Raw genomic sequence first — 26,339 nt, 5'->3', positions numbered from 1 at the left:
CGACGTTTAGGCTCGGGATCATGAACAGTGCCCGCCGACGCAGGATCATCCAGTTCGGCATTCCGTGTGCCGTGGCGGTGATCCAGGTCGTCGGCACCCTGGCCATGGCGCACTGGCGGGGTCTGGACCTGCCGGCCGTGACGGTGCCGTTCCTCCTTGCTGGTCCTGCCGCGCTGCTGTTCATGCGCCGTCGGCCGGCTCTCGTGCTGACCTTCCAGGTGCTGCTCGCGGGCTGTTACGTCCTGCTCTCCTTGCCCTGGGGGCCGGTCTTCGTAGCCTTCGCCGTGGCATTGTTCAACGCCGCGCTCCGGGGGAGACGGTGGCAGTCATGGGCCGTGGTGGGACTGGTCGGGCTGCTGGCGGTTCTTCAGGAAACCGGATGGGTCCCTCTCCGTGGGGCGGCGTGGACTCCGCCATGGGCGGCCGGTGCGCCCTGGGCGGCCACGCCGGCCCTGGCGGCGGCGACCGCGTGGCTGGCGGTCCTCGTCCTCCTGGGGGAAGCGGGCCGGCGTCGTCGGTCGAGGCTGACGGAGCTGAGAGAGCAGCGGGCGGCGCGGGAACAGGCCGAGCGGGACGAATACCGTCTGGCCCTGGCCCGCGACATCCACGACGTGGTCGGGCACTCCCTGTCCCTGATCAACGTGCAGGCTTCCGTTGCGCTGCATCTGGGGGAGAAGGACCCGGCTCGGCTGACCGAGGCGCTGCGGAACATCAAGGACGCGAGCAAGGACTCCCTGGCCGAGGTGAGGGACCTGCTGGACGTCCTGCGGGAGCAGGCGCCCGCCGATGACGGGATTCACTCTGCACCCGCGGCACCCCGCACTCCGCCTGTCCGTCACAGGACCCTGGCCGAGGTGGAGGCGCTGGTGGAGGAGGCGCGAGCCGTCGGCGTGAGGGTGGAGCTCGAACCGTCCGACGGTCTGAAGACTTGGCAGGCCGAAACCTCGCCTCTGACCCCAGCAACGGCGGATGCCCTGTTCCGGGCGGTGCAGGAGGGTCTCAGCAACGTCCGCCGCCACGCAGCGGCCCCGGAGGCCATGCTGGCGTGCGGCTCCAGCGGCGCCGAGCTGTGGTTCCGGCTCAGCAGCCCTGCGGGAGAGCCGGCGACGGTGGTCCACGAGGGGCACGGACTCGTCGGGATGCGTGAGCGCGTGGCCGCGTGCGGCGGATCGATGTCCGCTCGGGCGGAGGACGGTCGGTTCCTCCTCGAGGTCAGTGTGCCCCGGAGGGTCGACGAGCCGTCGAACAGCGCGGAAGGCAGTGCAGGAACTCCGGGGATCGAGGTCGCACCATGATGAGCAGTGAATCAGGAACCGGCGGTCCCATCCGGGTGGCGCTCGCGGACGACCAGGGCCTCATCAGGGCCGGTTTCCGCGCGTTGATCGATGCGGAGGACGGCCTGGTGATCGTGGGGGAGGCAGCCTCCGGCCGTGAGGCCGTGGCCCTCGCACGGAGGGCCCGGCCGGACGTCATGCTGATGGACATCCGCATGCCTGACGGCGACGGGTTGGAGGCGACCCGGGACATCGCCCGCCAGGGGCCGTTGCCGCGGATCATCATCCTCACCACGTTCGGGCTGGACGAGTACATCGTGGAAGCCATCCGCGCGGGAGCCGCAGGATTCCTGGTCAAGGACACCGAACCGGCGGAGCTGCTGCGGGCCATCCGAGCGGTTCACGACGGCGACGCCCTCCTGTCGGCCCCGGTCACCCGCAGAGTCCTGGACTACCTCAAGGGCCAAGGCGGTTCTGCCGCGCCCCGGAGCCTGACGGAGATCACCGAACGCGAGCGGGAAGTCCTGGCCTTGGTGGGCGAAGGTCTCAACAACGCCGAGATCGCCGAGCGCCTCTACATCACGCCCCTCACGGCCAAGACCCACGTCTCCCGGATCATGGGCAAGCTGGGGTGCCGCGACCGGGCGCAGCTGGTGGTCGCAGCCTACGAGTCCGGGCTGGTCAGGCCGGGATGGACGCCGTGAGCCGGCGATGCTTTCGCTGATGGGGTGACACTGCGTCTTCCATGCCGGGGGGACACTCTGGCGCTGCGACTCTGGGGCGCTGTGGCCTGTGAGGTCGAGGTCTCACGGCACGGAGACGTCGTCGTGCGTGCCTGTGCGGTGCCGTGAGGTCTTGCACGCTTGCAAGCGTGCAACCGTGTGCCCCAGTGGCACTTCTGATCCTGCGACCTCTCTGATGCTGCGAGTGGCCGGCGTGCTCCGGGCCCGTACTCCCCGAGGAGTACGGGCTCACGCGAAGTGTTTCCCCACGGCAGACGCCTCGAAACAGTGACCGGCGAAGGATGGAATCAGGCCGGAACAACCGGCCCATCACGGCCGTCGAGGACGGCCTCACGAAAGGTTCCATCATGGTCACCACAGCACTTCTGGCAGCCCCGGCGATCGCCGCTCATGGCATGTGGGCTGGGGGGTTCTTTCCCTGGTTCCTCATCTTCCCATTCTTCTGGTTCGTCCTGCTGTTCGTCGGGCTGTTCTTCTTCGCCCGTCGTCGGCGTCACTGGGCCGGTCAAGCCGGCCGGATGGGTGCGGAGTCGGTCCTGCGGGAACGCTACGCCCGGGGCGAGATCGACGAGAGCGAATACCGTCAGCGCCTGGAAGTCCTCCGCGCCAACTCCTGATCCTGTCGGGTGTCAGGAGGCGCCTCCTGCTGAGTCCGCTGGGGACGGGATGAGTCCGCCGACAGATGTAGCGGATTCACCCCGTCCCCAGCGGACTCAGCCGAGTCAAGGCCACCCCGAACCCCGTCACCCTGGCTCGGAGCCGCCCTTCGCTGAACTCGCTACGAACCGACTGATCTCGCTACCCGGAGTAGCGAGGTCAGCCGGTTCGTAGCGAGTTCAGCACGGTGGCGAGTGCGAGATAGCGAGATCAGCCCGTTCATCGCGAGTTCGGCCGACCGAAGGGGCCATGGACAGCGAGGTCAGCACCCGGCGCAACCGCGGAAAGCGAGTTCGGCCCGCCAAAGGGGCCACGGATAGCGAGGTCAGCGCCTCACAGCCCGGCCCCGAGTCGAGGCCGCCCCCTTCGTCGGACAGCAAGCCCGCACCACCCCCTCCCGCACCCGTCCGTTCGCCCCGCGGGAACATGGACGGGTGCGGTCCGCGATTGAGAGAGAATGGAAGCATGCGATCTCTTGGACCCGAAGACACCCAGTCCGGCGCCGGCACGCGCTTCAGCGCGGCCAAGGCCAGCACCTTCAGGATCGGCGGCCTGGGCATGTCCGTCCTGGTCCTCGCCTTCCTCGTGGCCGTGATCTTCGCCGCGAACCAGAACAGCGTGGTGGGCTGGTTCGTCGCCGTCATTTCGCTGGGGTGGCTGCTCCTCGCGGCGTTCGTCGTGTTCAGCATCCAGCGTGCGACCAAGCGGGCCGCGGCCAAGCTGAATGAAGCGAGCAACGCCTTCAACGCGGCAGCCGGCCGAGCGCCGATGCGAAGCAGCGATTCGTCGTCCTCCGAAGGGACGCGGCTCGTGGCGCAGGACGGCGAGTCCACGCGCATGCGGGACATGAAGCTGGACCACTCGTTCAAAATCGTCCAGGTGCAGGCCCGCGTGATCGAGGAGGAGCTCGCCAAGGGCGCTGCAGGGGACCAGGACATGGTCACCCGCGCCCTCGAGACCATCACCATCACGGCCACCAACGCACGCGACATGATCAAGTCCGGCGGGGCCACGGAAGCGCCCGTGACCGGCACCGTCATCGACTAGAGTTACGAGGGTGAACGTGGCTGAGAAGGACTATCTGCGCATTGCGACCGTCAACGTCAACGGCATCCGGGCCGCCTACCGCAAGGGTATGGCCGAGTGGCTGGCCGGCCGGGACGTGGACATCCTCACGCTCCAGGAGGTTCGCGCCCCTGACGATGTGGTCTTCGACCTGATCGGCGAAGGCTGGCACATCCTGCACGCCGAGGCGGAAGCCAAGGGCCGTGCCGGGGTCGCGCTGGTCTCCCGCGAGAAGCCTCTCGCCACGCGCGTCGGCATCGGCGACGACTACTTCGCCACCACGGGCCGCTGGGTGGAAGCCGACTTCGGCCTCCCCAACGGCGAGAAGCTCACCGTCGTCAGCGCCTATGTGCACTCCGGCGAGGTCGACACCCCCAAGCAGGTCGACAAGTACCGCTTCCTCGACACCATGATCACCCGCCTGCCGGCCCTGGCCGCCGAGAGCGATCATGTTCTCATCACGGGTGACCTCAACGTCGGTCACACCGAGCTGGACATCAAGAACTGGCGCGGCAACACCAAGCGCGCAGGTTTCCTGCCGGAGGAGCGCGCCTACTTCGACCGGTTCTTCGGTGAGGAGATCGGGTTCAAGGACGTGGCACGCGAGCTGGCCGGACCGGTGGACGGTCCGTACACCTGGTGGTCCCAGCGGGGCCAGGCGTTCGACAACGACACGGGTTGGCGTATCGACTACCACATGGCCACCCCCGCCCTCGCCGCCCGTGCGCGGCAGGCCGTGGTGGACCGCGCAGCCAGCTACGACACCCGTTTCTCCGACCACGCACCCCTGGTGGTCGACTACAGCCTCTGAGAGGCAGCGCGCCGGGGCGACCCGCGCGTTCCCAAGGACACCATGAGCCACAACACCATCACCGAAGAAGAATTCCTCACCCTGCACGCAGACCGCAGGCCCCGCGTCCTCTCCGGGATGCAGCCGTCCGCGGATTCGCTGCACCTGGGCAACTACCTGGGCGCCCTGGTCAACTGGGTCAAGGCCCAGGAGGACTACGACACCTTCTACTTCATCCCGGACATGCACGCGATCACCGTGCCCCAGGACCCGGCCGAACTGGCCGAGCGCACCCGGCGGACGGCTGCTCAGTACATCGCCGGTGGCATCGACGTCGAGAAGTCCACGCTGTTCGTCCAGTCCCACGTGCCCGAGCACGCGCAGCTGGCCTGGGTCATGATGTGCATCACCGGTTTCGGCGAGGCCTCCCGGATGACCCAGTTCAAGGACAAGTCGGCCAAGGGCGGCCTGGACTCGGCGGGCGTGGGACTGTTCACCTACCCCATGCTCATGGCCGCGGACATCCTGCTCTACCTGCCGGACGCCGTGCCGGTCGGGGACGACCAGAAGCAGCACGTGGAACTGGCCCGTGACCTGGCCCAGCGCTTCAACCACCGCTTCGGCGAGACGTTCCGCCTGCCCAAGGCCCTGATCCGCAAGGACGGCGCCCGGATCTACGATCTGCAGGCCCCCACGTCCAAGATGTCGAAGTCCGCGTCGAGCCCGAACGGCCTCATCAACATCCTCGATGAGCCGAAGGTGATCGCCAAGCGCATCAAGTCCGCCGTGACGGACGCGGGCACGGAGATCTCCTTCGACCGCCAGGAGAAGCCGGGCGTCAGCAATCTGCTCGAGATCCTCTCCACCGTGAGCGACACCCCCGTGGAGACTCTGGTCGAGGATTTCCAGGGCAAGATGTACGGCCACCTCAAGGTCGCCGTCGCGGACGCCGTCGTCGAGCGCCTGGAGCCGATCAGGGCCCGCACGCTGGAACTGCTGGAGGACCCGGCCGAACTCGACCGTCTGCTGGCCCGCGGCGCGGAGAAGGCGCGCGCCGTCGCCGCTCCGGTGCTCGCGGACGTCTACGAGAAGGTGGGTTTCCTGGCTCCTGCAGGACAGGCAGACTGAACCCATGTGCCAGGAGCCGAACGCCGGGGGCGCCGTCACTCAGCAGGGTCCCGACCCTGCTGAGGAGACGCAGCCCTGCGTCGGCGTGATCATCGGCTTCCCGGAGGACATCGCGTCCGAACTCCAGGTCTGGCGCGCCTCCTTCGGCGATCCCATGGCCTCCCACGTCCCCGCGCACATCACGCTGGTGACTACCACCCCGGCCGCCGACTGGCCCAGCGCGCTGGAGCACGTCCGCTCGGTCGCCACGGACACGGACCCGTTCACCATCACCCTGAACGGCACCGGATCCTTCCGGCCCGTCTCGCCCGTGGTGTACCTGAACGTGGTGGAGGGATTCGAGGACTGCGTGCAGCTGCACGAGGCCCTGCAGGCCGGGCCGCTGGACCGCGAGCCGGCCTTCCCCTATCACCCGCACGTCACCGTGGCCCATGATGTAGGGGAGAGCAGTCTGACCGACGCCGAGGAGGCCCTGGCCTCCTACGCGGCCACCATCACGGTGGACCGCATCGGTGTGTACGAGCACGTGGCCAACGGATTCTGGAAACTACGGGAGGAAGTTCCTCTTGGCGGGACACCGAAACAGCGCTGAGGCGCCCGAGAACAGCACTGAACCCTTGCCGGAGGACACGGCGGGGGAGGAGGTCTCGCCCCTTGACCGGGCGGGCCTCCGCCGTGAGGAACGACGACGCCGGGATGCCCTCTGGCGCGGATTCGGCCAGGGTCAGCGGACCCCCGCCTTCCTCGGGGCCTTCTTCGCCTGGCTGGCGGCCCTGACTGCCACCTGGCTTCCCCTGAGGGTCTGGGGCAACTTCCAAGCCCGCAACGGCTCGCTCGTGGCCGGCGGCGTGGCCTTCCGGATGTTCTTCTCGATCGGCGCGCTGACCGTGGCGGGCTTCGGCATCGGCGGACTCGTGCTCAACGGGCACCCGGAGTTCCGCGACAGCATCCTGACCGCCGCGTCCAAGGCCCTGCCCGGCGTCATCAAACGCGGCGACGGCCCGGGGCTCATCGACCCCGACAAGTTCCTCGACCCCGGTGGCCTGAGCTGGACCGTGGTCCTGTCCTTGATCGTCGCCCTGTTCAGCTCGCTGGGCTGGATCGGCGGCACCCGGGAAGGCATGCGTCAGGTGGCCGCGCAGCAGCCGCTCAAGGAGAACTTCGTCGTCGCCCGGCTCCTCGACCTGGCCACCTTGCTGCTGATGGCCCTGGCCCTCATCCTCAGCGTCGGCATCACGCTGTTCTCCAGCGATCTGCTGGGCCACCTCCTGGCCGGCACACCCTTCGAACAGGTCGTGCGGATCCCGTTCCTGGCGATCGCGGCGGGCCTGATCCTGAACGGCTGCACGGCGGCGCTGCTCATGCGGGTGGGCGCCCGCCTGAAGTTCCCCCGGAAACCGTTCCTTGAAGGCGTCGTGATCTGCGCCGTCATCCTGACGATCATGCAGGCCCTGAGCAGTGAACTGCTCGGCATGGCCACGAAGAACCCCGTCATGGCCTCGTTCGGCATCGTCGTGGGTGTCCTGGTGTGGCTGAACCTGCTCAGCATGGTGCTGTTGCTGTGCACGTCGTGGTCAACCGTGCGTGCGGCCGACGTCGAGGCTTCCGGCTCGGAGTCTGGCGAGGCCTGAGCGCCTGTCGACGGGCTCCGGACGCTCTCAGACGGCCGGCCCTCCTCAAGCGCCCGGCCGACCTCAGACGCTGAGGTACTGCTCCGCCCACGCGGAGATGATGCGGGCCACGCGCGCCGCCTGCCCCTTGCCCGTCAGGAGGTGCTCGGTGCCCTCCAGGGAGACGAAGCTCCGGGGGTGCCTGGCCGTCTGGAAGATGGCGCTGGCATTGTCGATCCCCACGGTGTTGTCGGTGGGGGAGTGGAGCACCATGAGAGGCCGGTGCAGGCCGCGGATGCACTCCCGCAGATCGGCCTGCTGGACATCCTCCACGAAGTGCCGGCGGACCTCACGACGGCGGCCGCCCAGGTCCACTTCGGCGCTGCCGGTGGAGAGGATGGTGTCCACCTCGGCGTCGAACATGTGCTCCACATGGCGCGGTTCATAGGGTGCCGCGACGGTCGCCACGGCCGCCACCTCGGGGAGCGAGGACGCGGCGGCGAGGACAGCGGCCCCACCGAAGGAGTGGCCCACCAGGAGGCTGGCCGCCTTGCCCTCGCCGCGCAGGAACTCCGCCGCCTTGACCGTGTCCGCCACCTTGACGCTGAAGGATCCGTCCGACCAGTCGCCGTCGGAGTCGCCCAGCCCGAGATTGTCGAAGCGCAGCATCCCGACGCCCTGTTCGGCGAGGCCCTTGCAGATCCGGGAGGCCGACGGGCTGTCTTTGCCCAGTGTCAGTCCGTGCGAGAAGAGGCCCCAGCCACGGACCGGTCCGTCCGGGACGTCCAGGATGCCGGCCAGGCGTGCGCCCGTGCTGCCGTCGAAGCTGACCTTGAGGGTGGTGGGCATCGGGCCGCCTTTCGTCTGTCGTAGCCCTCAGAAGCGTACCGGGCCGGAGTCACTCGTGCCGGATGTGAAGCAGGACTGCCGGTGTCGCCCGCGAGACGCCAGTTGGGCACAATCCCACGACCCTGCACCATGCCCAACTGGCTTCTCGCGAGCGGGAGAGGAGGCGAGGACGGCCAGGCGTGCACGACAGCGCCCGGAAATGCGAACGGCGCCGCTCACCTCACGGTGAGCGGCGCCGTCGTCGTCGGCTGACGCGGAGATCAGATGTTGCGCGTGAGGATCGCCTGCTTGACCTCGGCGATCGCCTGCGTGATCTGGATGCCACGCGGGCAGGCCTCGGAGCAGTTGAAGGTGGTGCGGCAGCGCCACACGCCTTCCTTGTCGTTGAGGATCTCGAGGCGCATGTCACCGGCGTCATCACGGGAATCGAAGATGAAGCGGTGCGCGTTCACGATCGCGGCCGGGCCGAAGTACTGGCCATCGGTCCAGAACACCGGGCAGCTGGAGGTGCAGGCGGCGCAGAGGATGCACTTGGTGGTGTCATCGAAGCGCTGACGGTCCTCGGGGGACTGCAGGCGTTCCTTGGTGGGCTCGTGGCCGCCCGGGATGAGGAACGGCATGACCTCGCGGTAGGACTGGAAGAACGGTTCCATGTCCACGATCAGGTCCTTCTCCACCGGGAGGCCCTTGATCGGCTCCACGGTGATGGGCTTGGACGTGTCCAGGTCCTTCAGCAGGGTCTTGCAGGCCAGGCGGTTGCGGCCGTTGATGCGCATGGCATCGGAGCCGCACACGCCGTGGGCGCAGGAGCGACGGAACGAGAGCGAGCCGTCGTGGTCCCACTTGACCTTGTGGAGGGCGTCCAGGACACGGTCGGTGCCGTACATGGTGAGCGTGAAGTCATCCCAGTGGGCCTCTTCCGAGACCTCCGGGTTGTAACGACGGACGCGCAGCGTGATGTCGAAGGACGGGATCTCCCCGCCGCCTCCGGCACTCGCCGGCAGCTCCACCTTGGATGCGGGTTCAGCGGTTGCGGCAGTCATCAGTACTTACGCTCCATCGGCTCGTAACGGGTGAAGATCACCGGCTTGGTGTCCAGACGGATGCCGGCGACGTGTTCGGCGGACGACTCGGAGTCCTTGTAAGCCATGGAGTGCTTCATGAACTTGGCGTCGTCACGGTCGGGGAAGTCCTCGCGGTAGTGGCCGCCGCGGGATTCCTCACGGTGCAGGGCCGCCACGGTCATGACCTTGGCGAGTTCCAGCAGGAATCCGAGCTCGACGGCCTCGAGGAGATCCAGGTTGAAGCGCTTGCCCTTGTCCTGGATGGAGATGTTCTTGTACCGCTCCTCGAAGGAGGCGATGTCCTGGAGCACCTGGTTCAGGGTCTCCGCGGAGCGGAACACCTGCATGTTCGCGTCCATGGTGTCCTGGAGTTCCTTGCGGATCGCGGCGACGCGCTCGGTGCCGTTGGCGTTGCGGACGGAGTCCAGCAGGCCGATCGTGAAGGCCTCAGGATCCTCCGGCAGCTCCACGTAGTCGGCGCCCTTGGCGTACTCCGCGGCGGCGACGCCGGCGCGCTTGCCGAAGACGTTGATGTCCAGGAGGGAGTTGGTGCCGAGACGGTTGGAACCGTGCACGGACACGCAGGCCACCTCGCCGGCGGCGAACAGACCCGGGATCACCGTGTCGTTGTCCTGGAGGACCTCGGTGGAGATGTTGGTGGGGATGCCGCCCATGGCGTAGTGCGCGGTCGGGAACACCGGCACGGGCTCGGTGTAGGGCTCCACGCCGAGGTAGGTGCGGGCGAACTCGGTGATGTCCGGGAGCTTGGCATCGATGTGAGCCGGCTCCAGGTGCGTCAGGTCGAGCAGCACGTAGTCCTTGTTCGGGCCGCAGCCGCGGCCTTCACGGACCTCGTTGGCCATGGAGCGTGCCACGATGTCGCGGGGCGCCAGGTCCTTGATGGTGGGGGCGTAACGCTCCATGAAGCGCTCACCCTCGGAGTTGCGCAGGATGGCGCCTTCACCGCGGGCCGCTTCGGAGAGCAGGATGCCGAGGCCGGCCAGGCCGGTCGGGTGGAACTGGAAGAACTCCATGTCCTCCAGCGGGATGCCACGGCGGAAGGCGATGCCCATGCCGTCACCGGTGAGGGTGTGAGCGTTGGACGTGGTCTTGAAGACCTTGCCGGCGCCGCCGGAGGCGAACACCACGCTCTTGGCCTGGAAGACGTGCAGTTCACCGGTGGCGAGGTCGTAGGAGACCACACCGGCGACGCGCTTCTGCTTGTACGAGGTGCCGTCCTCACGGACCGCGTCCTCTTCGACCGTCAGGAGGTCGAGCACGTAGTACTCGTTGTAGAACTCCACATTGTGCTTGACGCAGTTCTGGTAGAGCGTCTGAAGGATCATGTGACCGGTGCGGTCCGCGGCGTAACAGGCACGGCGGACAGGCGCCTTGCCGTGGTCGCGGGTGTGGCCGCCGAAGCGGCGCTGGTCGATGCGGCCTTCGGGCGTGCGGTTGAACGGCAGACCCATCTTCTCCAGGTCCAGCACGGCGTCGATGGCTTCCTTCGCCATGACCTCGGCGGCGTCCTGGTCCACCAGGTAGTCACCGCCCTTGACGGTGTCGAAGGTGTGCCACTCCCAGTTGTCCTCTTCGACATTGGCGAGTGCCGCGCACATGCCGCCCTGAGCGGCGCCCGTGTGGGAGCGGGTGGGGTAGAGCTTGGTCAGCACGGCCGTGCGGGCACGCTGGCCAGCTTCGATCGCTGCGCGCATTCCGGCGCCACCGGCGCCGATGATCACAACATCGTACTTGTGGACCTGCATTCTCAGATGCCTTCTCTCTTCCAGGAAAATCTTCTGCTCAGGCCGCGGGCGGCCTGGATGCTACGGGGCCGGGCAGAAGGACGGCGCGCCGTCCATGAGCTGGCCGTTGAGCACCGGGCACGGGTCGAAGGTGAAGATCACCAGCGTGCCCAGAACCACGACGACGGCGGACGCGACGTAGAGCAGCGTCTTGAGGACGCGACGGGTGCTGTCCTTCTCGGCGTAGTCGTTGATGATCGTGCGGACGCCGTTGCTGCCGTGCAGGAACGCCAGCCACAGCATGGCCAGGTCCCAGAACTGCCAGAACGGGTCGGCCCACTTGCCGGCCACGAAGCCGAAGTCGATGGCGTGGATGCCCTGACCGACCATGAGGTTGACGAAGAGGTGGCCGAAGATCAGCACCACCAGGACGACACCGGAGAGGCGCATGAAGAGCCATGCGAACATCTCGAAGTTGCCCTTGGAGCCGGACGTCCGGCGGTACTGCGGGGCGATGCGGCTGTTGCCGCTGCGAGGAGCCTGAATCGTGCTCATGGCTTAGTGACCTCCCAGTGCCAGGCTGAGGTGACGGATGGCGAAGGCTGCGAAGACCACGACCCAGATGATGAGCACGGCCCAGAGCATCTGGCGCTGGTACTTGGCGCCCTTCTTCCAGAAATCGATCGCGATGACACGCAGGCCATTGAAGGCGTGGAACAGGATCGCGGCCACGAGGCCGGTCTCGCCCACGGCCATGAGGGGGTTCTTATACGCCCCGATGACGCTGGTGTAGACCTCCGGGGACACGCGGACCAGCGACGTGTCCAGGACGTGCACCAACAAGAAGAAGAAGATCACAACACCGGTGATGCGGTGCCCAACCCAAGACCACATGCCTTCCCGGCCGCGGTACAAGGTGCCAGCTGGTTTCGTCGGCACTGAATAAACCTCCCTGGAACACGGCAGCGCTGGCATGTAGTCCATGCGGGGGAACGCATGCTGTGTGAGCCTGATGGCCCAAGCCAAATCTAGGCTTCGCTCACAGCTTATTCAATTTAGCTTTGCCTTGCCCCAATAATGCGAGTGCGGAATTCGGGCAAATGCGACTGCACGTGAGATTAATGCCACAAACGACCGGTGCGCCCGGGCAGGCCTGCGCCCTCATCAGGGGGTCCGTCGCCTACCATGTGGGGGTGAGTAACGACAATGTGGACGCCCGCAGCCACGCGATGTCCCGCTTCTTCGCGGTCATCCCTGCCGGCGGCGTAGGTACCCGGCTGTGGCCTCTCTCCCGGGCGGCCGCTCCCAAGTTCCTGCATGATCTGACCGGTTCGGGCAGCACCCTCATCCGGGCGACGTACGACCGGCTGGAGCCTCTCGCGGAAGGCCGCGTCCTCGTGGTCACCGGGCAGGCGCACCGCGCCGCCGTCTGCCGTCAGCTGCCGGAGCTCTCCGACCGGGACCTGGTGCTCGAGAGCGAACCCAAGGACTCCGCCGCCGCGATCGGACTCGCCGCCGCCATCCTGCACGAGCGCGATCCCGAGACCATCATGGGCTCCTTCGCCGCCGACCAGGTCATCAGCCCCACCCACGTCTTCCAGGCGGCCGTCCGCGAAGCGATCCACACCGCCGCCACCGGCAAGATCGTCACGATCGGCATCAAGCCGACACACCCGTCGACGGGCTTCGGCTACATCCGCGTCGGCGAGCTCCTGAAGGTGGAGGAGGCCCCGAACGCCCACGCCGTGGTGGAGTTCGTGGAGAAGCCCAATGAGACCGTGGCGCGGCAGTACCTCGACAGCGGGGACTACGTCTGGAACGCCGGCATGTTCGTCGCCCCGGTCGCCCTCATGCTCAAGCACCTCGAGATCAACCAGCCGGAGCTGCACGCCGGTCTCCTGGAGATCGCGCGCGCCTGGGACACCCCGGACCGTGACGCGGTCACGGCGCGCATCTGGCCGACCCTGCCGAAGATCGCCATCGACTACGCCGTGGCCGAGCCCGCCGCCGCTGCCGGTGACGTCGCCGTCGTGCCCGGTGAGTTCGGCTGGGACGATGTCGGGGACTTCGCCGCGATCGGCCGCCTCAACAGCGCGCGCGAGGTCGATGACGTCACCGTCCTGGGCGATGACCCCCGCGTCTTCACCGAGGACGCGAGCGGCGTCGTCGTGGCGGACACCAAGCGCGTGATCGCGCTGATCGGCATCAAGGACGTCGTGATCGTGGACACCCCGGACGCCCTGCTGGTGACCACCACGGAGCACGCCCAGCGCGTGAAGAGCGCCGTGGACGCCTTCAAGGCCAGCGGAGATACGGACGTTCTGTAACCCCGCGTGACCTTTTGAGGTTTTTCCGCACGCCCGCTCTAAAGTGTCAGGGTGCGCAACTACTCCAGCGAATCGAACCCGCCGCAGCTTGCCGGACCCTGGCTGGAACCGCTCCTGCCGGAGCTGATCGAGTTCCGCCGGGACCTGCACGCGCACCCTGAACTCTCCTTCAAGGAGTTCCGCACCACGGACCGTCTCGTGGCCCGTCTGGAGGCCGCGGGCCTGACCCCGCGGCGCCTCGAGGGCACCGGCGTCGTGGTGGACGTGGGGGAGGGGCCCATCTCGACGGCGCTCCGTGGCGACATCGACGCCCTGCCGATCATCGAGGAGACGGGTCTTCCGTTCGCGAGCACCAATCACGGCGTGACGCACGCCTGCGGGCACGATGTGCACACCACCACGATGCTGGGGGTCGCGCTCGTGCTGCACGCGATGCACCAGTCGGAGCCGCTCGGCGGAACCGTCCGGATCATCTTCCAGCCGGCCGAAGAGACCATGCCGGGCGGTGCGCTGTCCTGTATCGCTCAGGGAGTCCTGGACGGCGTGCCGCGCATCATGGCGCTGCACTGTGATCCCAAGATCGACGTCGGGCACATCGGCACGCGCATCGGGGCGATCACCTCGGCGTCGGACACCATCAAGATCGAGCTGACCGGGCGCGGCGGCCACACTTCACGGCCGCACCTGACCGAGGACCTCGTGTTCGCGCTCGCTCAGATCGCCGTGAACGTCCCGGCCGTGCTGTCCCGCCGCATCGACGTGCGCAGCGCCGTCTCCGTGGTGTGGGGTCAGATCAGCGCGGGCTCCGCGCCCAACGCCATTCCGGCGAACGGCTACATGGCGGGCACGATGCGCTGCCTGGACCGCGACGCCTGGCACGGCGCCGGGGAACTCCTGGACGCGGTGGTGCAGCAGGTCGCCGCCCCCTACGGCGTGGACGTCCACCTGGAACACACCCGCGGCGTGCCGCCGGTGGTGAACTCGGAGCACGAGACCGCCCTGATCGAGGCCGCGGCCCGTGCCGAACTGGGCGAGAACGCCGTCGTGCTCACCCCGCAGTCCATGGGCGGGGAGGACTTCGCCTGGTTCCTGGCAGACGTCCCGGGCGCGATGATGCGCCTCGGCACCCGCACCCCCGGAGGTGAGGAATACGATCTGCACCGCGGCGACTACATCCTCGACGAGCGGGCGCTCGGCTACGGGATCAGGGTCCTGGCGGGGGCCGCGCTGCGCACCATCAGGGATCTCGACGAGGCCTAGGCCTACCCATAGGTAACAAATATTCAACGATCAGTGCATATCCAGCCGTCCGTGGTAGCGGGCGGTGTGGATCACTGAGTAATGTTGCCTTCATCACCGCCCGGGCCATGGATGCTTGGGCATTTCGAGTTTTCTGGAGGATCCTTGAAGATTTCCAAGCAGGCGCGCGCCCTCGGCGCAGCCAAGCGCGGTTCGCTGGTCGGCGTAGCAGGCATGAGCGCCGCAGCCCTGCTGCTCTCCGCCTGTGGCGCAGCCCCGGAGCAGAAGTCCGGCTCCGCAGCCGGCAGCAGTGACTACAAGGCGTGCATCGTCTCCGACTCCGGCGGATTCGATGACCAGTCCTTCAACCAGTCCTCGTACGAAGGTCTGAAGAAGTCCGAGAAGGACCTGAGCATCACGACCAAGGAGATCGAGTCCAAGTCGAACAACGACTTCGAGCCGAACCTCCGCGCCATGGTCAACGCCGGCTGCAACCTGACCGTCACGGTCGGCTTCCTCCTGGGTGACGCCACCAAGGCTCAGGCCACGGCCAACCCGAGCAAGCACTTCACCATCATCGACTTCGCGTACGACAAGGAAATCGCGAACGTGAAGCCGATCATCTACGACACGGCTCAGGCCGCGTTCCTGGCCGGCTACGCCGCTGCCGCCACCACGAAGACCGGCAAGGTCGGCACCTTCGGCGGCATCAAGATCCCCACCGTCACCATCTTCATGGACGGCTTCGCGGACGGCGTGAAGTACTTCAACGAGAAGAAGGGCAAGAGCGTCCAGGTCCTCGGCTGGGACAAGGACAAGCAGGACGGCACCTTCACCGGTGACTTCGAGAAGCAGGACAAGGGCAAGCAGGTCACCAAGTCCCTGCTCGACGGCGGAGCGGACATCATCATGCCCGTCGCCGGTCCGGTGGGCAAGGGCGCTGCCAGCGCTCTGAAGGAAGCCAAGGCCAGCGGCAAGGACGTCAAGCTCGTGTGGGTCGACTCCGATGGCTACCTGACCGCCCCCGAGTACAAGGGCCTCATGCTGACCTCCGTCATCAAGAAGATGGACGAAGCCGTCGAGACCGTGATCAAGGACGACAAGGACGGCAAGTTCACCGCCAAGCCTTACGTCGGCACGCTGGCCAACGGCGGCGTCGACGTTGCGCCGTTCCACGACCTCGCCTCGGCCGTCCCGGCCGACCTCCAGAGCGAGCTGGATGCTCTGAAGAAGGACATCGTCGACGGCAAGATCAAGGTCGAGTCCAAGGCCAGCCCCAAGCAGTAGGGCTTCCGGCGTGAGTGCCGCCGCCCCCGTCGCCCGGTGAATTCCGCCGGGCCGGGGGCGGCGGCGCTTTGCGTGAGTGAAGACCTGCACCGCGGGTCCGGGTGCTGGGATAGCCTGCTGGGTATCCGATGCAATGGGACGACCGCACAGGGCATCATCTGATGGAACGGAAACAACAGCGTGAAACTTGAGCTTCGGGGGATCACCAAGACCTTCGGCACTTTCGTGGCCAACGATCATATCGATGTGGTGGTTGAGCCGGGGCAGATCCACTGCCTCCTCGGTGAGAACGGCGCGGGGAAGTCGACTCTCATGAACGTCCTCTACGGCCTCTACGAGCCCACCGAGGGCGAGATCGTGGTGGACGGGAAGCCCATGAGCTTCCGCGGTCCGGGCGATGCGATGGCGGCGGGCATCGGCATGGTGCACCAGCACTTCATGCTGGTCCCCGTGTTCACCGTCGCCGAGAACGTCGCCCTCGGTGGCGAGACCACCAAGGCCGGCGGCTTCCTGGACCTGGAGTCCACCAAGACTCGGATCCGCGAGATCTCCGATCAGTACGGCTTCAACGTCGACCCGGACGCCCTGGTGGAGGACCTCCCTGTCGGCGTGCAGCAGCGGGTCGAGATCATCAAGGCCCTGGTGCGCGAGGCGAAGGTCCTCATCCTGGATGAGCCCACCGCCGTGCTGACCCCGCAGGAGACCGACGAGCTCCTGGACATCATGCGTCAGCTCAAGGCGTCCGGGACGTCCATCCTCTTCATCTCCCACAAGCTCCGCGAGGTGCGGGCCGTCTCCGACACCATCACCGTGATCCGCCGCGGCAAGGTGGTGGGCAACGCCGATCCGAGCGCGTCCACCACGGAGCTCGCCGCCCTCATGGTGGGCCGCCCCGTCAGCCTGACCCTGAACAAGGAACCCGCGAACCCCGGCAAGACCACGTTCTCGATCCGCGATCTGACCGTCCTGGCCCCGAACGGCCAGCGGGTGGTGGACGGTATCGATCTGGACATCGCGGAAGGCGAGATCCTCGCCGTCGCGGGTGTGCAGGGGAACGGCCAGACCGAGCTGACCGAGGCCATCCTGGGTCTTCAGGACCACGTGGCCGGCTCGATCACCCTGGACGGCAAGGAACTCCTGGGCCGCAACGTCAAGGAAGTCCTGCACGCCGGCGTGGGCTTCGTCCCCGAGGACCGCAAGGAGGACGGCCTGGTCGGCCCGTTCTCCGTCGCGGAGAACCTCGTGCTGGACCTGTACGACCAGGCGCCCTTCGCCCGCGGTGTCGCCATGGATCCGGGCAAGGTGGCGGCCAACGCCACCGCGAAGATCGACGAGTTCGACATCCGCACCCCCTCCGGCGCGACGCCGGTCGGCTCGCTCTCGGGCGGCAACCAGCAGAAGGTGGTCATGGCCCGGGAACTGTCCCGGCCTCTGCGCCTCTTCATCGCGTCCCAGCCCACCCGTGGTGTGGACGTGGGGTCCATCGAGTTCCTGCACCGCCGGATCGTGTCGGAGCGGGACAAGGGCATCCCGGTGATGATCGTGTCCACCGAACTCGACGAGGTGGTGGAACTCGCGGACCGGATCGCCGTCCTCTACAAGGGCAAGGTGGTGGGCATCGTCCCCTCGGACACGCCCCGCGATGTGCTCGGCCTCATGATGGCGGGCCTCTCGCCGGAGGACGCCGCCCACAGCACCTCCACGCAGCAGCAACCCGGCCGCCATCAGGCCGGGGACATTCAGACGGATCAGGCAGGAGAAGCCGGTGAGTAAGCAAGAACAGCCTCGGCTGGACGGCCAGGAGATCGTGAAGAAGATCTTCACGGGCAACGCGATGGTGTCCTTCCTGGCCGTGTTCCTGGCCCTGGTGCTGGGCGGCCTGCTCATCGCGGCCACGGACAAGGACGTCGCCACCACGGCGGGGTACCTGTTCGCCCGTCCCACGGACTTCCTGAGCGCCCTCTGGAAGGCCGCCACCAACTCGTACGTCGCACTGTTCCAGGGGGCCGTGTACTCCCCGGAGGCCACGGGCCCGCTGGGTCACTTCGGTCCCTTCATGGAGACCCTGACCATCGCGACCCCGCTCATCACGGCGGCACTGGGCGTGGCCCTGGCCTTCCGTGCGGGCCTGTTCAACATCGGCGCCCAGGGCCAGATCATCGTCTCCGGCACGCTCGCCGCGTACCTCGGTTTCGCCTGGCACCTGCCGCCGTTCCTGCACCTGCTGCTGGTGATCATCGCCGGTGTCCTGGGCGGCGCGGTCTGGGGCGGCCTGGTGGGCTACCTGAAGGCACGCACCGGCGCCCACGAGGTCATCCTGACCATCATGTTCAACTACGTGGCCCTGTACTTCCTGCGGTACCTGCTGACCACTCCGGAATTCCAGCGCCCGGGGGAGACCAACCCGATCTCGCCGACCCTCGACCCGAACGCGGTCTACCCGCTGATCGCGGGGGATCAGTACCGTCTGCACGCAGGCTTCCTGCTGGCAATCGCCGCCACGGTGTTCGTGTGGTGGCTCCTGAACCGCTCCACCTGGGGCTTCGAGTTCCGCGCCGTGGGCGCCAACCCGAAGGCCGCGCAGACCGCGGGCGTCAACGTCTCCCGCGCCACCGTTCTCGTCATGGCATTCGCCGGCGCGCTGTCCGGCCTGGGAGGCGTCGCGCAGGTGGCCGGCACCGAGAAGGTCCTGACCGACGGCGTCGCCGCCAGCTACGGCTTCGACGCCATCACGGTGGCCCTGCTCGGCCGCTCCACCCCCTGGGGCACCTTCGCGGCGGGTCTGCTCTTCGGAGCGTTCCGCGCCGGTGCGGTCCAGATGCAGATCCAGACCGGAACCCCCATCGACATCGTCCTGATCGTCCAGTCCCTCATCGTGTTGTTCATCGCGGCCCCGCCGCTGGTCAAGGCGGTCTTCGGGATGAACCGTAAGAAGAAGGCCACCAAGGCCGTCCCGCTCACCGGAGGTGCCGTATGAGCACAGCAGTTGCAAGTCCCGCCCCGGTGGAGGCCGGCCTGAAGCCCGTCGGCTGGAAGATCCCCGTCATGCTCGGCGTCGTGGCCGTCGCCGCATTCCTGTTCTGCGGGATCCTCGGACCGGACTCGACCGCGGGATTCGGGATCTCCCAGGACGGCGATTTCTTCCAGCTCCCCGTCGTGACCCTCCCGGCGAAGGCCACGGGCCTGGTGCTGGGCGTCGTCATGATCGCCATCGCCGCGTGGTCCGTCGTGCTGCGGAACCGTGCCCGCACGGTGCCGATCTGGGCCGTGGCCGTCTTCGCGGCGGCCTTCGTGATCGCCTTCCTGACCGCAGTGGTCGGCGGGGCGCGCCTGCACGAGATCTCGCTGGCCGGTCTGCTTGCCGGTTCGGTGACCCTCGCCGTGCCGCTCGTGTTCGGTTCCCTGTCCGGCGTGCTCTGCGAACGCGTCGGCGTCGTGAACATCGCCATCGAAGGGCAGCTTCTGGGCGGCGCGTTCACCGCGGCCCTGGTGGGCAGCGTGACGCACAACGCCTTCGCCGGTCTGCTGGCCGCCGCGGTGGCCGGCGCGCTCGTCTCGATGGTCCTGGCCGTCTTCAGCATCCGCTACCTGGTCAACCAGATCATCGTGGGCGTGGTGCTGAACGTGCTGGTCTCAGGTCTGACCGGGTTCTTCTTCTCCACGCTGCTGCAGTCCGACCCGGAGAAGCTGAACTCGCCCGCGCACCTGCCTGTGATCGACATCCCGGTGCTGTCCAGCATCCCGCTCATCGGACCGATCCTCTTCAAGCAGTCGATCATCGGCTACCTCATGTACGTGGCCGTGTTCGTGGTGTGGGTCGGCTTGTTCAAGACCAAGTGGGGCCTGCGGGTCCGCGCCGTGGGTGAGCACCCGCAGGCCGCCGACACCCTGGGCATCAACGTCAACGCCACGCGGTTCTGGAACGTCACCCTGGGCGGCGCGATCGCCGGCATCGGCGGTTCCTACTTCACCCTGGTGGCCGTGGACTCTTTCACCAAGGAGATCTCGGGCGGCCGTGGCTTCATCGCCCTCGCCGCTCTCATCTTCGGCCGCTGGAACCCGATCGGCGCCTTCCTGGCCGCGTTGCTCTTCGGCTTCGCGGACAATCTGCAGTCGCTCGTCACGATCATCGGCACCCCGGTTCCGAGCCAGTTCATGGCCATGCTGCCGTACCTGGTGACGATCCTCGCGGTGGCCGGGCTGGTGGGCCGTTCGCGGCCGCCGGCGGCCAGCGGCGTCCCCTATGTGAAGGAATAGGCGTGGGGGACACGACGCCGGCCGCGGCCACCGCGGCACCGGACTGGGACGCGCTGCGGCAGGCCGCCGTCGTCGCCATGGAGAAAGCGTATGCGCCGTACTCGCGGTATCCCGTGGGTGCGGCGGCACTCCTCGACGACGGCCGGGTGGTGTCGGGCTGCAATGTGGAGAACGCGAGCTACGGGCTCACACTGTGTGCGGAGTGCACCCTGCTGGGTCAGATCCGCATGGGCGGCGGGGGCCTGATCCGCGCGTTCTACTGCGTCGACGGCGCGGGCTCCGTGCTCATGCCTTGCGGCCGGTGCCGACAGCTGCTCTACGAATTCCGTGCCCCGGACATGGTGCTCATGACCAGCCACGGGATCAAGACCATGGACGAGGTGCTCCCGGACGCGTTCGGGCCTCAGCACCTCGAGGAGGACCGTCCGGCAGCGCCGGAGGGTCAGGACCGTCAGGAGGGGACGCATGACTGAGGCATTCGACGCGGTGGACGTGATCCGCACCAAGCGCGACCGCGGGGTGCTCAGCCCCGGCCAGATCGACTGGGTGATCGACGCGTACACGCGCGGCGTGGTCGCCGAGGAGCAGATGGCCGCGCTCAACATGGCCATCCTGCTCAACGGCATGAGCCGTGAGGAGATCGCCCGCTGGACGGCGGCGATGATCGCCTCCGGTGAGCGGATGGACTTCTCCTCCCTCCGCCCGCGCGCGGGTGGTCCGGTCAACGCCCACGGGTCGATGCCCACCACGGACAAGCACTCGACCGGCGGCGTGGGGGACAAGATCACCCTGCCGCTGGCGCCGCTCGTCGCGGTGTATGGGGTGGCCGTGCCGCAGCTGTCCGGCCGCGGTCTCGGCCACACGGGCGGCACCCTGGACAAGCTGGAGGCCATCCCGGGGTGGCGTGCGGACCTCAGCAATGAGGAGATGCTCGCCCAGCTCCAGGACGTCGGAGCCGTCATCTGCGCTGCTGGTTCAGGCCTGGCCCCGGCGGACAAGAAGCTCTACGCGCTCCGGGACGTCACCGGCACCGTGGAGGCCATTCCGCTCATCGCGTCCTCGATCATGAGCAAGAAGATCGCGGAAGGCACCGGGTCGCTGGTGCTGGACGTCAAGGTGGGCAGCGGCGCGTTCATGAAGGACGAGGAGCAGGCCCGCGAGCTGGCCCGCACCATGGTCGCCCTCGGTCACGACGCCGGGGTGAACACCGTGGCCCTCCTGACCGACATGTCCACGCCGCTCGGCCTCACGGCGGGCAACGCCATCGAGGTCGAGGAGTCCGTGGAGGTTCTGGCCGGCGGCGGTCCCGAGGACGTGGTGGAGCTGACGGTCCGCCTCGCCGAGGAGATGCTGCAGGCAGCGGGCGTGCGCGACGCCGATCCGGCGGCAGCACTCCGGGACGGCCGGGCGATGGACGTCTGGCGCCGGATGATCTCCGCGCAGGGCGGCGACCCGGACGCCCCGCTCCCGGTGGCGAAGGAGAGCGAGACCATCCTCGCTCCGGCCGACGGTGTGCTCGTGGAACTGGACGCTCTCAAGGTCGGCGTGGCTGCCTGGCGTCTCGGCGCTGGCCGTGCCCGCAAGGAGGACGTGGTTCAGGCCGGGGCCGGGGTGCGTCTGCATGCCAAGCCCGGTGCGGTGGTCCGGGCGGGGGAGCCGCTCATGACGCTCCTGACGGACACTCCGGAACGCTTCGACCGGGCCAAGGAGGCGCTGGAGGGCGCCACCCTGATCGCGCCGGAAGGCTCGCGCGCCGGCAACCGTCTCGTCCTGGATCGCATCGCGGTCGACTGATCACCCGGTGGGCGGGCCGGTCCCACGGCTCGCCCCCACGGCACAGCCCCGGTCTCCGGCCTGGGAACGGATCGTCTCCGTCCTGGGTATGAGAGCGGGGCTGGTGCATTTCGGCCGACGGGCTGACGCCGTGGGGCGCGTCCGGGCCTACTGTTTAAGGTGTGACTTTCACGGTGGCCGTGTAGCGAACGGCACGGCCACCGTGGGACACTTTCCCCATTCTTTCGAACTCAATCAGGAGACCCGGCCCGCGTGGAATTCATTGATCAAGCGATCCTCCATGCTGCTGGCCAGTGGTGGATCTATCCCGTCCTCCTGGTGTTCTTCTTCGTGGACGGCTTCGCGATGGTCGTCCCCAGCGAGACCCTCATCGTGGCACTCGCCGCGTACTCCCGCCATGCCGGCGAACCGAACCTCTGGATCCTCGGTCTGACGGCGCTTGTCGGCGCCATGGCCGGAGACAACATGGCGTACATGCTCGGCCGCAAGATCGGACTTGACCGCTGGGCGTGGATGCGCAGGCCGAAGGTGCGCAAGGTCTTCGAATGGGCCGACTATGAACTGCAGAAACGCGGCGCGGTCCTGATCTTCACGGCGCGCTACATCCCCTGGGGCCGTGTGGCGGTCAACTACGTGGCCGGCACCACGGGCTTCCCGCACCGCCGGTTCTTCGCCCTCGACGCTCTGGCGTGTTTCACCTGGGTCGTGTACTCGCTGGTCATCGGCCTGGTGGCGAGCTCCATCCCGTGGCTCCACCACAACCCTCTGGCCAGTGCCGGCATCGCCGTGGCCTTCGCGATCGTGCTGGGATACGTGATCGATCACGTCCTGCGCTGGTGGCACAAGCGCCTGGGCCGGAACGACGTCCCGGAGCGCCCCGTGAGCCTCAAGAAGGAGCGCGCCCTCGGAGCCGGTGCGGACGGTGCTGCCGAGCCGACCGTGTCCAAGCCGGCCGAGAATCCGCCGGCTCCCTGATCCCTGTGTCCTGATCCCTGTCTCCTGACGGACTGAGGCCCCCGCTTGCGCGGGGGCCTCAGTCGTTTCCGCGCACGCCGTCGTCGCGCCTTCCGCATCAGTCCTCGGACGACGACGCCGGCCACCACTCGCGCTGACCGTCGCCTTCCCAGGGTGTTCCGGAGTCCGGATCGGCACGGGCGTTCACGAGCCAGTACGTGCTCAGTGGCGCCCAGCCCGCGATGACGGAGTGGCCCAGGGGCGGACGGGCAGGCAGTTCCTCATCCAGCACCTCCGGCCCCTCGCCCGGGTCCAGCAGACGCGGCACGGGGATGGCGATGCCCGCGGAGCTGAGATATCCGCGCAGGGTCAGGTGGACGGCGTCGAACTCCGCTGCCATGGCGTCGAAGTCGGGGATCAGCCACGGCTCGATCGCACCCGTGACGCGGTGCCAGTCGTGCCGTTTGGTGGCGCTCACCTCGAAGGGGTACCGGGCGCAGAGCCAGGCCCAGTCCTGTGGGCCGTCGATGACGAAGAGCCGCAGCTCCTCCGGCGGGCGCGGGCTTACGAGGCGGTAGACGCGAGCGCGTTTCCAGCCCAGCGGATCTTCCACGAGGCGCAGCCCGGTGGGCTCGCCGGGGTGGGGGCCATGCTGTGGATCCGTCATGGCGGCGGGCCAGGCGGGGCAGGAGACGATGAGACCCGACGGTGGGGTGGACCACCATTCGCCCGTGTGGGGTGTCGAGGGGTCAGTCGGAAGCTCGAGGATCATCCTGCTTTCCCAGGCCGTGGTCCGGTCCCACCAGTGCTCCAACAGCCGTGCGGCGTCGTCCTGCGCGGGAGGGGCGCCAAACGGGAGGCCCGCGGCGCTGTTGTCGAATTCCACGACCCACGCAGCGTCCGGCACGGAAGCCGCGTCGAGTCCGAAGGCGAGGATGGCGCGGGCGGCCTCGCGGGCGAACGGGAACAGCGCCCGGCGGATCGGCCCCTGGGCGGCCAGGATCTCCTCGCCGTGAACGTCACCCCAGTAGGACGCCTGGGACACCGTGACCTCCAGGGCCTCGAGGAGCTCAGGCCCGGTCAGTGGCGTGGGGTCGTAACGGCGGATGCGCTGCGCGAGCTGCTCGTAGGGGAGTGGGTCCGGCATCTGCGGTTCGGCAGGTTCACGCACCCCCGGCCCGACACGCCGCGGAAGGCCCTGCCAGCCCCGCTCGTCCGGGTCTCGCCGGGACAGTCCGGCGGCGAGATCCTCATCGTGGCAGGCGTCGAAGAACGCCGAATGGTCCTCCCACACCGGGCCTTCGTAGTCGCCGTCCATGAGCTTCACCAGGTGGTTCTGGAAGCAGGTGAAGGCCAGGCGGAGGCCACGCGGTGAGCGCAGCATGGCCTGGGCGAAGTCATCCGCGAGATGATCCGCTGACTGCGGTGCGCCGTCGTCGTTCCCCACGAGCGGAGCCTAGCCGAGCGGTCGACGAGCGGCCATTCAGCGGCGGACCGCCTCGACCACAAGGAGGCGGGAGTCCTCCCGGACGGGAGTGCGGTCCCAGCCGCCCCAGACGGCCCGGACGTCGAAGCCCGCGCGGTCGAGCTGCTCGACGAGTGTGGCTTCGGACCGGAACGCGAGGGTGAAGTCGTGCGACAGGTCCTCGCCGTCCAGGAGGTTCCGGGAGCGGAGGGCGATCGCGCCCTCACCCGCCTCGTCGAGGTCCGCGTGAAGCAGCTCGAACGACTCCTGAAGTCTGCCGTGCGGCGTGTCCCGTTCCGTCGGATCGGCCGATATCCAGCTCTCCCAGGCGCGGTCGGCGGGGTTGCGGCTCTCGAAGGCGAGCAGCCCGCCAGGCCGCAGTGAGGCGTGGAGGTCCGCCAGAGCGCGTTCCCAGGCCCCGTCCGGGATGTGCTGGGCGACGTTCCCGCTCAGGATGGCGACGTCGTGTGCGCCGGGTGGGATGGAGCGGCTGTCGCCGAGGATCCAGTCGACCTGTTCGGAACCGCGCCGCCTTTTCGCGACGTGAAGCATCGCGGGTGACGGGTCGACGCCGACCACCCGCCGGCCGGGTGCGGCGAAGGTGACCGTGAGGATGCCGGTGCCGCAGCCGAGGTCCAGCACCGCGCGCGCTCCGGCATGGTCCACGAGGGAACGGTAATAGTCGTGGTCCGGGCCGTCAGGATTGTCGATGTCGTACAGCTCGACGAGCCGTGGGTCGAGGTCGGGCATGCCTTCACGCTAACAAGGGGGAGTGGCGAGGGGAAGGCGGGTCCCTCGCCCCCGTGGGCCCAGCCGACTAGCGCGTAGTCGGCTCCCCACGCTCGTCCCTCCCTGGCGCCTCCCACTGTTCGCTTCGCTCACAGCGGGTCCCTCGGCGCCAGGGGCCCAGCACGGGCCCTCGCTTGGGGACCCCCAGCCGACTAGGCTTGGCACCGTGACTGAAGCGCTCAATGATTCCGCAACCGCCCCCGACTTCGACCTGAGGGACCTGCCCAAGGTCTCTCTCCACGATCACCTGGACGGAGGGCTGCGTCCCGCGACCATCATCGAGCTCGCCGCCGCCGTCGGGCACGACCTTCCCTCGACCGACCCGGTGGCCCTGGGCCAGTGGTTCCGCGACTCCGCGGACTCCGGCTCGCTGGTCCGTTACCTCGAGACCTTCGACCACACCATCGCCGTGATGCAGACCCGTGAGGGCCTGATCCGCGTGGCGAAGGAGTTCGTCGAGGACCTGGCCGACGACGGCGTCGTCTACGGCGAGGTGCGCTGGGCTCCGGAACAGCACCTGCAGAAGGGCCTCACCCTGGACGAGGTCGTCGAGGCCGTGCAGGAAGGCCTCGAAGCCGGCATGGCCGCCGTCGAGGAGACCGGCCGTGAGATCCAGGTGGGTCAGCTGATCACCGCCATGCGCCACGCCGACCGTGGGCAGGAGATCGCCGAGCTGGCCGTCCGGCACCGCGACAACGGCGCCGTCGGCTTCGACATCGCCGGCGCCGAGCTGGGCTTCCCGGCCTCGCGCTTCCGCGACGCCTTCACCTACCTGGCCGAGAACAATTTCCCGGCCACCGTCCACGCCGGCGAGGCCGACGGCCTGGCCAGCATCCAGTCCGCCCTGGTCGACGGCCGTGCGCTGCGCCTGGGTCACGGCGTCCGGATCGCGGAAGACGTCACGGTCGACTTCGAAGCCGACGACGACGGCGAGCAGATCGGCATGGTGTCCTTCGGCACCCTGGCCGCCTGGGTCCGCGACCGCGGCATCGCGCTCGAGGTCTGCCCGTCCTCCAATCTGCAGACCGGCGCGATCGCGTCGTTCGGCGACGACATCTCGGCGCACCCGATCGACATGCTGTACCAGACGGGCTTCAACGTCACCATCAACACGGACAACCGCCTCATGAGCGGTGTCACGCTGACGGATGAGTTCAACCTCCTCGTGGAGACGTTCGACTACGATCTGGACGATCTGCTCGAGCTGACCCTCAACGCCGCCGAGGCCGCCTTCCTTCCCCTGGAAGAGAAGGAAGCCCTGGTGGAGTACATCAATGAGGCGTACGCCAACCTCGCCTGAGG

At 68.0% G+C, this 26,339-nt stretch carries 26 protein-coding genes; 19 read left to right on the top strand and 7 right to left on the bottom strand.

Going from position 1 to position 26,339, the window contains the following annotated elements; all coding sequences use genetic code 11:
• The first annotated feature begins 20 nt into the window (after positions 1–20).
• The 8 genes from AB6732_RS10955 (at position 21) to AB6732_RS10920 (ending at position 7,288) form a co-directional block, all read left to right on the top strand.
• Positions 21–1,295: a sensor histidine kinase gene (locus AB6732_RS10955; protein ID WP_370959984.1), complete on the top strand. Its 1,275-nt coding sequence runs from the start codon at positions 21–23 to the stop codon at positions 1,293–1,295.
• The gene (locus AB6732_RS10950; protein ID WP_370959983.1) at positions 1,295–1,978 is read left to right on the top strand and encodes a response regulator; all 684 of its coding nucleotides are present in this window, start codon (positions 1,295–1,297) and stop codon (positions 1,976–1,978) included. The genes AB6732_RS10955 and AB6732_RS10950 overlap by 1 nt, the downstream gene beginning before the upstream one ends.
• Positions 1,979–2,364: 386 nt before the next feature.
• On the top strand, positions 2,365–2,634 hold the full coding sequence (locus AB6732_RS10945) for an SHOCT domain-containing protein (protein ID WP_370959982.1): 270 nt from the start codon (positions 2,365–2,367) through the stop codon (positions 2,632–2,634).
• Positions 2,635–3,139: 505 nt separating this feature from the next.
• The gene (locus AB6732_RS10940) at positions 3,140–3,721 is read left to right on the top strand and encodes a hypothetical protein (RefSeq protein WP_370959981.1); all 582 of its coding nucleotides are present in this window, start codon (positions 3,140–3,142) and stop codon (positions 3,719–3,721) included.
• 16 nt (positions 3,722–3,737) lie between these two features.
• Entirely contained in the window at positions 3,738–4,550 is an 813-nt protein-coding gene (locus tag AB6732_RS10935) for an exodeoxyribonuclease III (RefSeq protein ID WP_370959980.1), read from the top strand.
• A gap of 42 nt (positions 4,551–4,592) precedes the next feature.
• A complete protein-coding gene (gene trpS, locus AB6732_RS10930) occupies positions 4,593–5,657 on the top strand; it encodes a tryptophan--tRNA ligase (protein WP_370959979.1) in 1,065 nt (354 codons plus the stop codon).
• A gap of 4 nt (positions 5,658–5,661) precedes the next feature.
• Positions 5,662–6,249 (top strand): 2'-5' RNA ligase family protein, encoded by a 588-nt coding sequence (locus AB6732_RS10925; protein WP_066214454.1) that lies wholly within the window; start codon positions 5,662–5,664, stop codon positions 6,247–6,249.
• Entirely contained in the window at positions 6,224–7,288 is a 1,065-nt protein-coding gene (locus AB6732_RS10920) for a YihY/virulence factor BrkB family protein (protein WP_370959978.1), read from the top strand. Before AB6732_RS10925 ends, AB6732_RS10920 begins: the two co-directional genes overlap by 26 nt.
• A gap of 63 nt (positions 7,289–7,351) precedes the next feature.
• On the opposite strand, the gene AB6732_RS10915 is transcribed toward AB6732_RS10920, so the two are convergent.
• The gene (locus tag AB6732_RS10915) at positions 7,352–8,116 is read right to left on the bottom strand and encodes an alpha/beta hydrolase family protein (RefSeq protein WP_370959977.1); all 765 of its coding nucleotides are present in this window, start codon (positions 8,114–8,116) and stop codon (positions 7,352–7,354) included.
• A 129-nt stretch (positions 8,117–8,245) separates the two neighbouring features.
• On the opposite strand from AB6732_RS10915, the gene AB6732_RS10910 reads away from it, so the two are divergent.
• The gene (locus AB6732_RS10910) at positions 8,246–8,368 is read left to right on the top strand and encodes a hypothetical protein (protein WP_370959976.1); all 123 of its coding nucleotides are present in this window, start codon (positions 8,246–8,248) and stop codon (positions 8,366–8,368) included.
• An 8-nt stretch (positions 8,369–8,376) separates the two neighbouring features.
• Here AB6732_RS10910 and AB6732_RS10905 read toward each other — a convergent pair whose 3' ends face one another.
• Genes AB6732_RS10905 through sdhC form a run of 4 tightly spaced genes read right to left on the bottom strand, consistent with a single transcriptional unit; the run spans position 8,377 to position 11,864 of the window.
• Positions 8,377–9,159: a succinate dehydrogenase iron-sulfur subunit gene (locus AB6732_RS10905; RefSeq protein ID WP_107002242.1), complete on the bottom strand. Its 783-nt coding sequence runs from the start codon at positions 9,157–9,159 to the stop codon at positions 8,377–8,379.
• On the bottom strand, positions 9,159–10,946 hold the full coding sequence (gene sdhA / locus AB6732_RS10900; RefSeq protein WP_370959975.1) for a succinate dehydrogenase flavoprotein subunit: 1,788 nt from the start codon (positions 10,944–10,946) through the stop codon (positions 9,159–9,161). The genes AB6732_RS10905 and sdhA overlap by 1 nt, the downstream gene beginning before the upstream one ends.
• A gap of 60 nt (positions 10,947–11,006) precedes the next feature.
• Positions 11,007–11,480, bottom strand: a complete 474-nt coding sequence (locus tag AB6732_RS10895; protein WP_066214463.1) for a succinate dehydrogenase hydrophobic membrane anchor subunit — start codon at positions 11,478–11,480, stop codon at positions 11,007–11,009.
• Positions 11,481–11,483: 3 nt separating this feature from the next.
• Positions 11,484–11,864: a succinate dehydrogenase, cytochrome b556 subunit gene (sdhC, locus tag AB6732_RS10890; RefSeq protein ID WP_082724158.1), complete on the bottom strand. Its 381-nt coding sequence runs from the start codon at positions 11,862–11,864 to the stop codon at positions 11,484–11,486.
• 290 nt (positions 11,865–12,154) lie between these two features.
• Here sdhC and AB6732_RS10885 point away from each other — a divergent pair, with 290 nt between their 5' ends.
• From AB6732_RS10885 to AB6732_RS10845, 9 genes are all read left to right on the top strand, one after another.
• Entirely contained in the window at positions 12,155–13,252 is a 1,098-nt protein-coding gene (locus AB6732_RS10885; protein ID WP_107002383.1) for a mannose-1-phosphate guanylyltransferase, read from the top strand.
• Positions 13,253–13,303: 51 nt separating this feature from the next.
• Positions 13,304–14,512, top strand: coding sequence for an amidohydrolase (locus AB6732_RS10880; protein WP_370959974.1), 1,209 nt, complete (start codon positions 13,304–13,306; stop codon positions 14,510–14,512).
• Positions 14,513–14,725: 213 nt separating this feature from the next.
• Entirely contained in the window at positions 14,726–15,778 is a 1,053-nt protein-coding gene (locus AB6732_RS10875) for a BMP family protein (RefSeq protein ID WP_370960123.1), read from the top strand.
• 180 nt (positions 15,779–15,958) lie between these two features.
• Complete coding sequence (locus AB6732_RS10870) at positions 15,959–17,551, top strand: ABC transporter ATP-binding protein (protein WP_370959973.1); 1,593 nt, start codon at positions 15,959–15,961, stop codon at positions 17,549–17,551.
• Positions 17,544–18,755, top strand: coding sequence for an ABC transporter permease (locus AB6732_RS10865; protein WP_370959972.1), 1,212 nt, complete (start codon positions 17,544–17,546; stop codon positions 18,753–18,755). Before AB6732_RS10870 ends, AB6732_RS10865 begins: the two co-directional genes overlap by 8 nt.
• A complete protein-coding gene (locus tag AB6732_RS10860; protein WP_370959971.1) occupies positions 18,752–20,035 on the top strand; it encodes an ABC transporter permease in 1,284 nt (427 codons plus the stop codon). The genes AB6732_RS10865 and AB6732_RS10860 overlap by 4 nt, the downstream gene beginning before the upstream one ends.
• 2 nt (positions 20,036–20,037) lie before the next feature.
• On the top strand, positions 20,038–20,508 hold the full coding sequence (locus tag AB6732_RS10855; RefSeq protein ID WP_370959970.1) for a cytidine deaminase: 471 nt from the start codon (positions 20,038–20,040) through the stop codon (positions 20,506–20,508).
• Complete coding sequence (locus AB6732_RS10850; protein ID WP_370959969.1) at positions 20,501–21,829, top strand: thymidine phosphorylase; 1,329 nt, start codon at positions 20,501–20,503, stop codon at positions 21,827–21,829. The genes AB6732_RS10855 and AB6732_RS10850 overlap by 8 nt, the downstream gene beginning before the upstream one ends.
• A 252-nt stretch (positions 21,830–22,081) precedes the next feature.
• A complete protein-coding gene (locus AB6732_RS10845; RefSeq protein WP_370959968.1) occupies positions 22,082–22,804 on the top strand; it encodes a DedA family protein in 723 nt (240 codons plus the stop codon).
• A 97-nt stretch (positions 22,805–22,901) separates the two neighbouring features.
• On the opposite strand, the gene AB6732_RS10840 is transcribed toward AB6732_RS10845, so the two are convergent.
• Complete coding sequence (locus AB6732_RS10840; RefSeq protein WP_370959967.1) at positions 22,902–24,230, bottom strand: hypothetical protein; 1,329 nt, start codon at positions 24,228–24,230, stop codon at positions 22,902–22,904.
• 36 nt (positions 24,231–24,266) lie between these two features.
• Positions 24,267–24,998 (bottom strand): class I SAM-dependent methyltransferase, encoded by a 732-nt coding sequence (locus AB6732_RS10835; RefSeq protein WP_370959966.1) that lies wholly within the window; start codon positions 24,996–24,998, stop codon positions 24,267–24,269.
• 205 nt (positions 24,999–25,203) lie between these two features.
• Here AB6732_RS10835 and AB6732_RS10830 point away from each other — a divergent pair, with 205 nt between their 5' ends.
• Positions 25,204–26,337, top strand: a complete 1,134-nt coding sequence (locus tag AB6732_RS10830; RefSeq protein ID WP_370959965.1) for an adenosine deaminase — start codon at positions 25,204–25,206, stop codon at positions 26,335–26,337.
• Positions 26,338–26,339: the final 2 nt, after the last annotated feature.

The sequence above is a fragment of the Arthrobacter sp. RCC_34 genome, assembly GCF_041360795.1.
Lineage (GTDB): Bacteria > Actinomycetota > Actinomycetes > Actinomycetales > Micrococcaceae > Arthrobacter_E.
The sequence above is the reverse complement of the archived record's forward strand: the minus strand, read 5'-3'. Positions and strand labels throughout refer to the sequence as shown.

Bases quoted from the DNA above. Each gene is read 5' to 3' on its own strand.
- AB6732_RS10955 (WP_370959984.1), top strand. From the start codon at position 21: ATGAACAGTGCCCGCCGACGCAGGATCATCCAGTTCGGCATTCCGTGT.
- AB6732_RS10950 (WP_370959983.1), top strand. From the start codon at position 1,295: ATGAGCAGTGAATCAGGAACCGGCGGTCCCATCCGGGTGGCGCTCGCG.
- AB6732_RS10945 (WP_370959982.1), top strand. From the start codon at position 2,365: ATGGTCACCACAGCACTTCTGGCAGCCCCGGCGATCGCCGCTCATGGC.
- AB6732_RS10940 (WP_370959981.1), top strand. From the start codon at position 3,140: ATGCGATCTCTTGGACCCGAAGACACCCAGTCCGGCGCCGGCACGCGC.
- trpS (WP_370959979.1), top strand. From the start codon at position 4,593: ATGAGCCACAACACCATCACCGAAGAAGAATTCCTCACCCTGCACGCA.
- AB6732_RS10925 (WP_066214454.1), top strand. From the start codon at position 5,662: ATGTGCCAGGAGCCGAACGCCGGGGGCGCCGTCACTCAGCAGGGTCCC.
- AB6732_RS10915 (WP_370959977.1), bottom strand. From the start codon at position 8,116: ATGCCCACCACCCTCAAGGTCAGCTTCGACGGCAGCACGGGCGCACGC.
- AB6732_RS10910 (WP_370959976.1), top strand. From the start codon at position 8,246: ATGCCCAACTGGCTTCTCGCGAGCGGGAGAGGAGGCGAGGACGGCCAG.
- AB6732_RS10905 (WP_107002242.1), bottom strand. From the start codon at position 9,159: ATGACTGCCGCAACCGCTGAACCCGCATCCAAGGTGGAGCTGCCGGCG.
- sdhA (WP_370959975.1), bottom strand. From the start codon at position 10,946: ATGCAGGTCCACAAGTACGATGTTGTGATCATCGGCGCCGGTGGCGCC.
- AB6732_RS10895 (WP_066214463.1), bottom strand. From the start codon at position 11,480: ATGAGCACGATTCAGGCTCCTCGCAGCGGCAACAGCCGCATCGCCCCG.
- AB6732_RS10885 (WP_107002383.1), top strand. From the start codon at position 12,155: ATGTCCCGCTTCTTCGCGGTCATCCCTGCCGGCGGCGTAGGTACCCGG.
- AB6732_RS10875 (WP_370960123.1), top strand. From the start codon at position 14,726: ATGAGCGCCGCAGCCCTGCTGCTCTCCGCCTGTGGCGCAGCCCCGGAG.
- AB6732_RS10860 (WP_370959971.1), top strand. From the start codon at position 18,752: ATGAGCACAGCAGTTGCAAGTCCCGCCCCGGTGGAGGCCGGCCTGAAG.
- AB6732_RS10850 (WP_370959969.1), top strand. From the start codon at position 20,501: ATGACTGAGGCATTCGACGCGGTGGACGTGATCCGCACCAAGCGCGAC.
- AB6732_RS10835 (WP_370959966.1), bottom strand. From the start codon at position 24,998: ATGCCCGACCTCGACCCACGGCTCGTCGAGCTGTACGACATCGACAAT.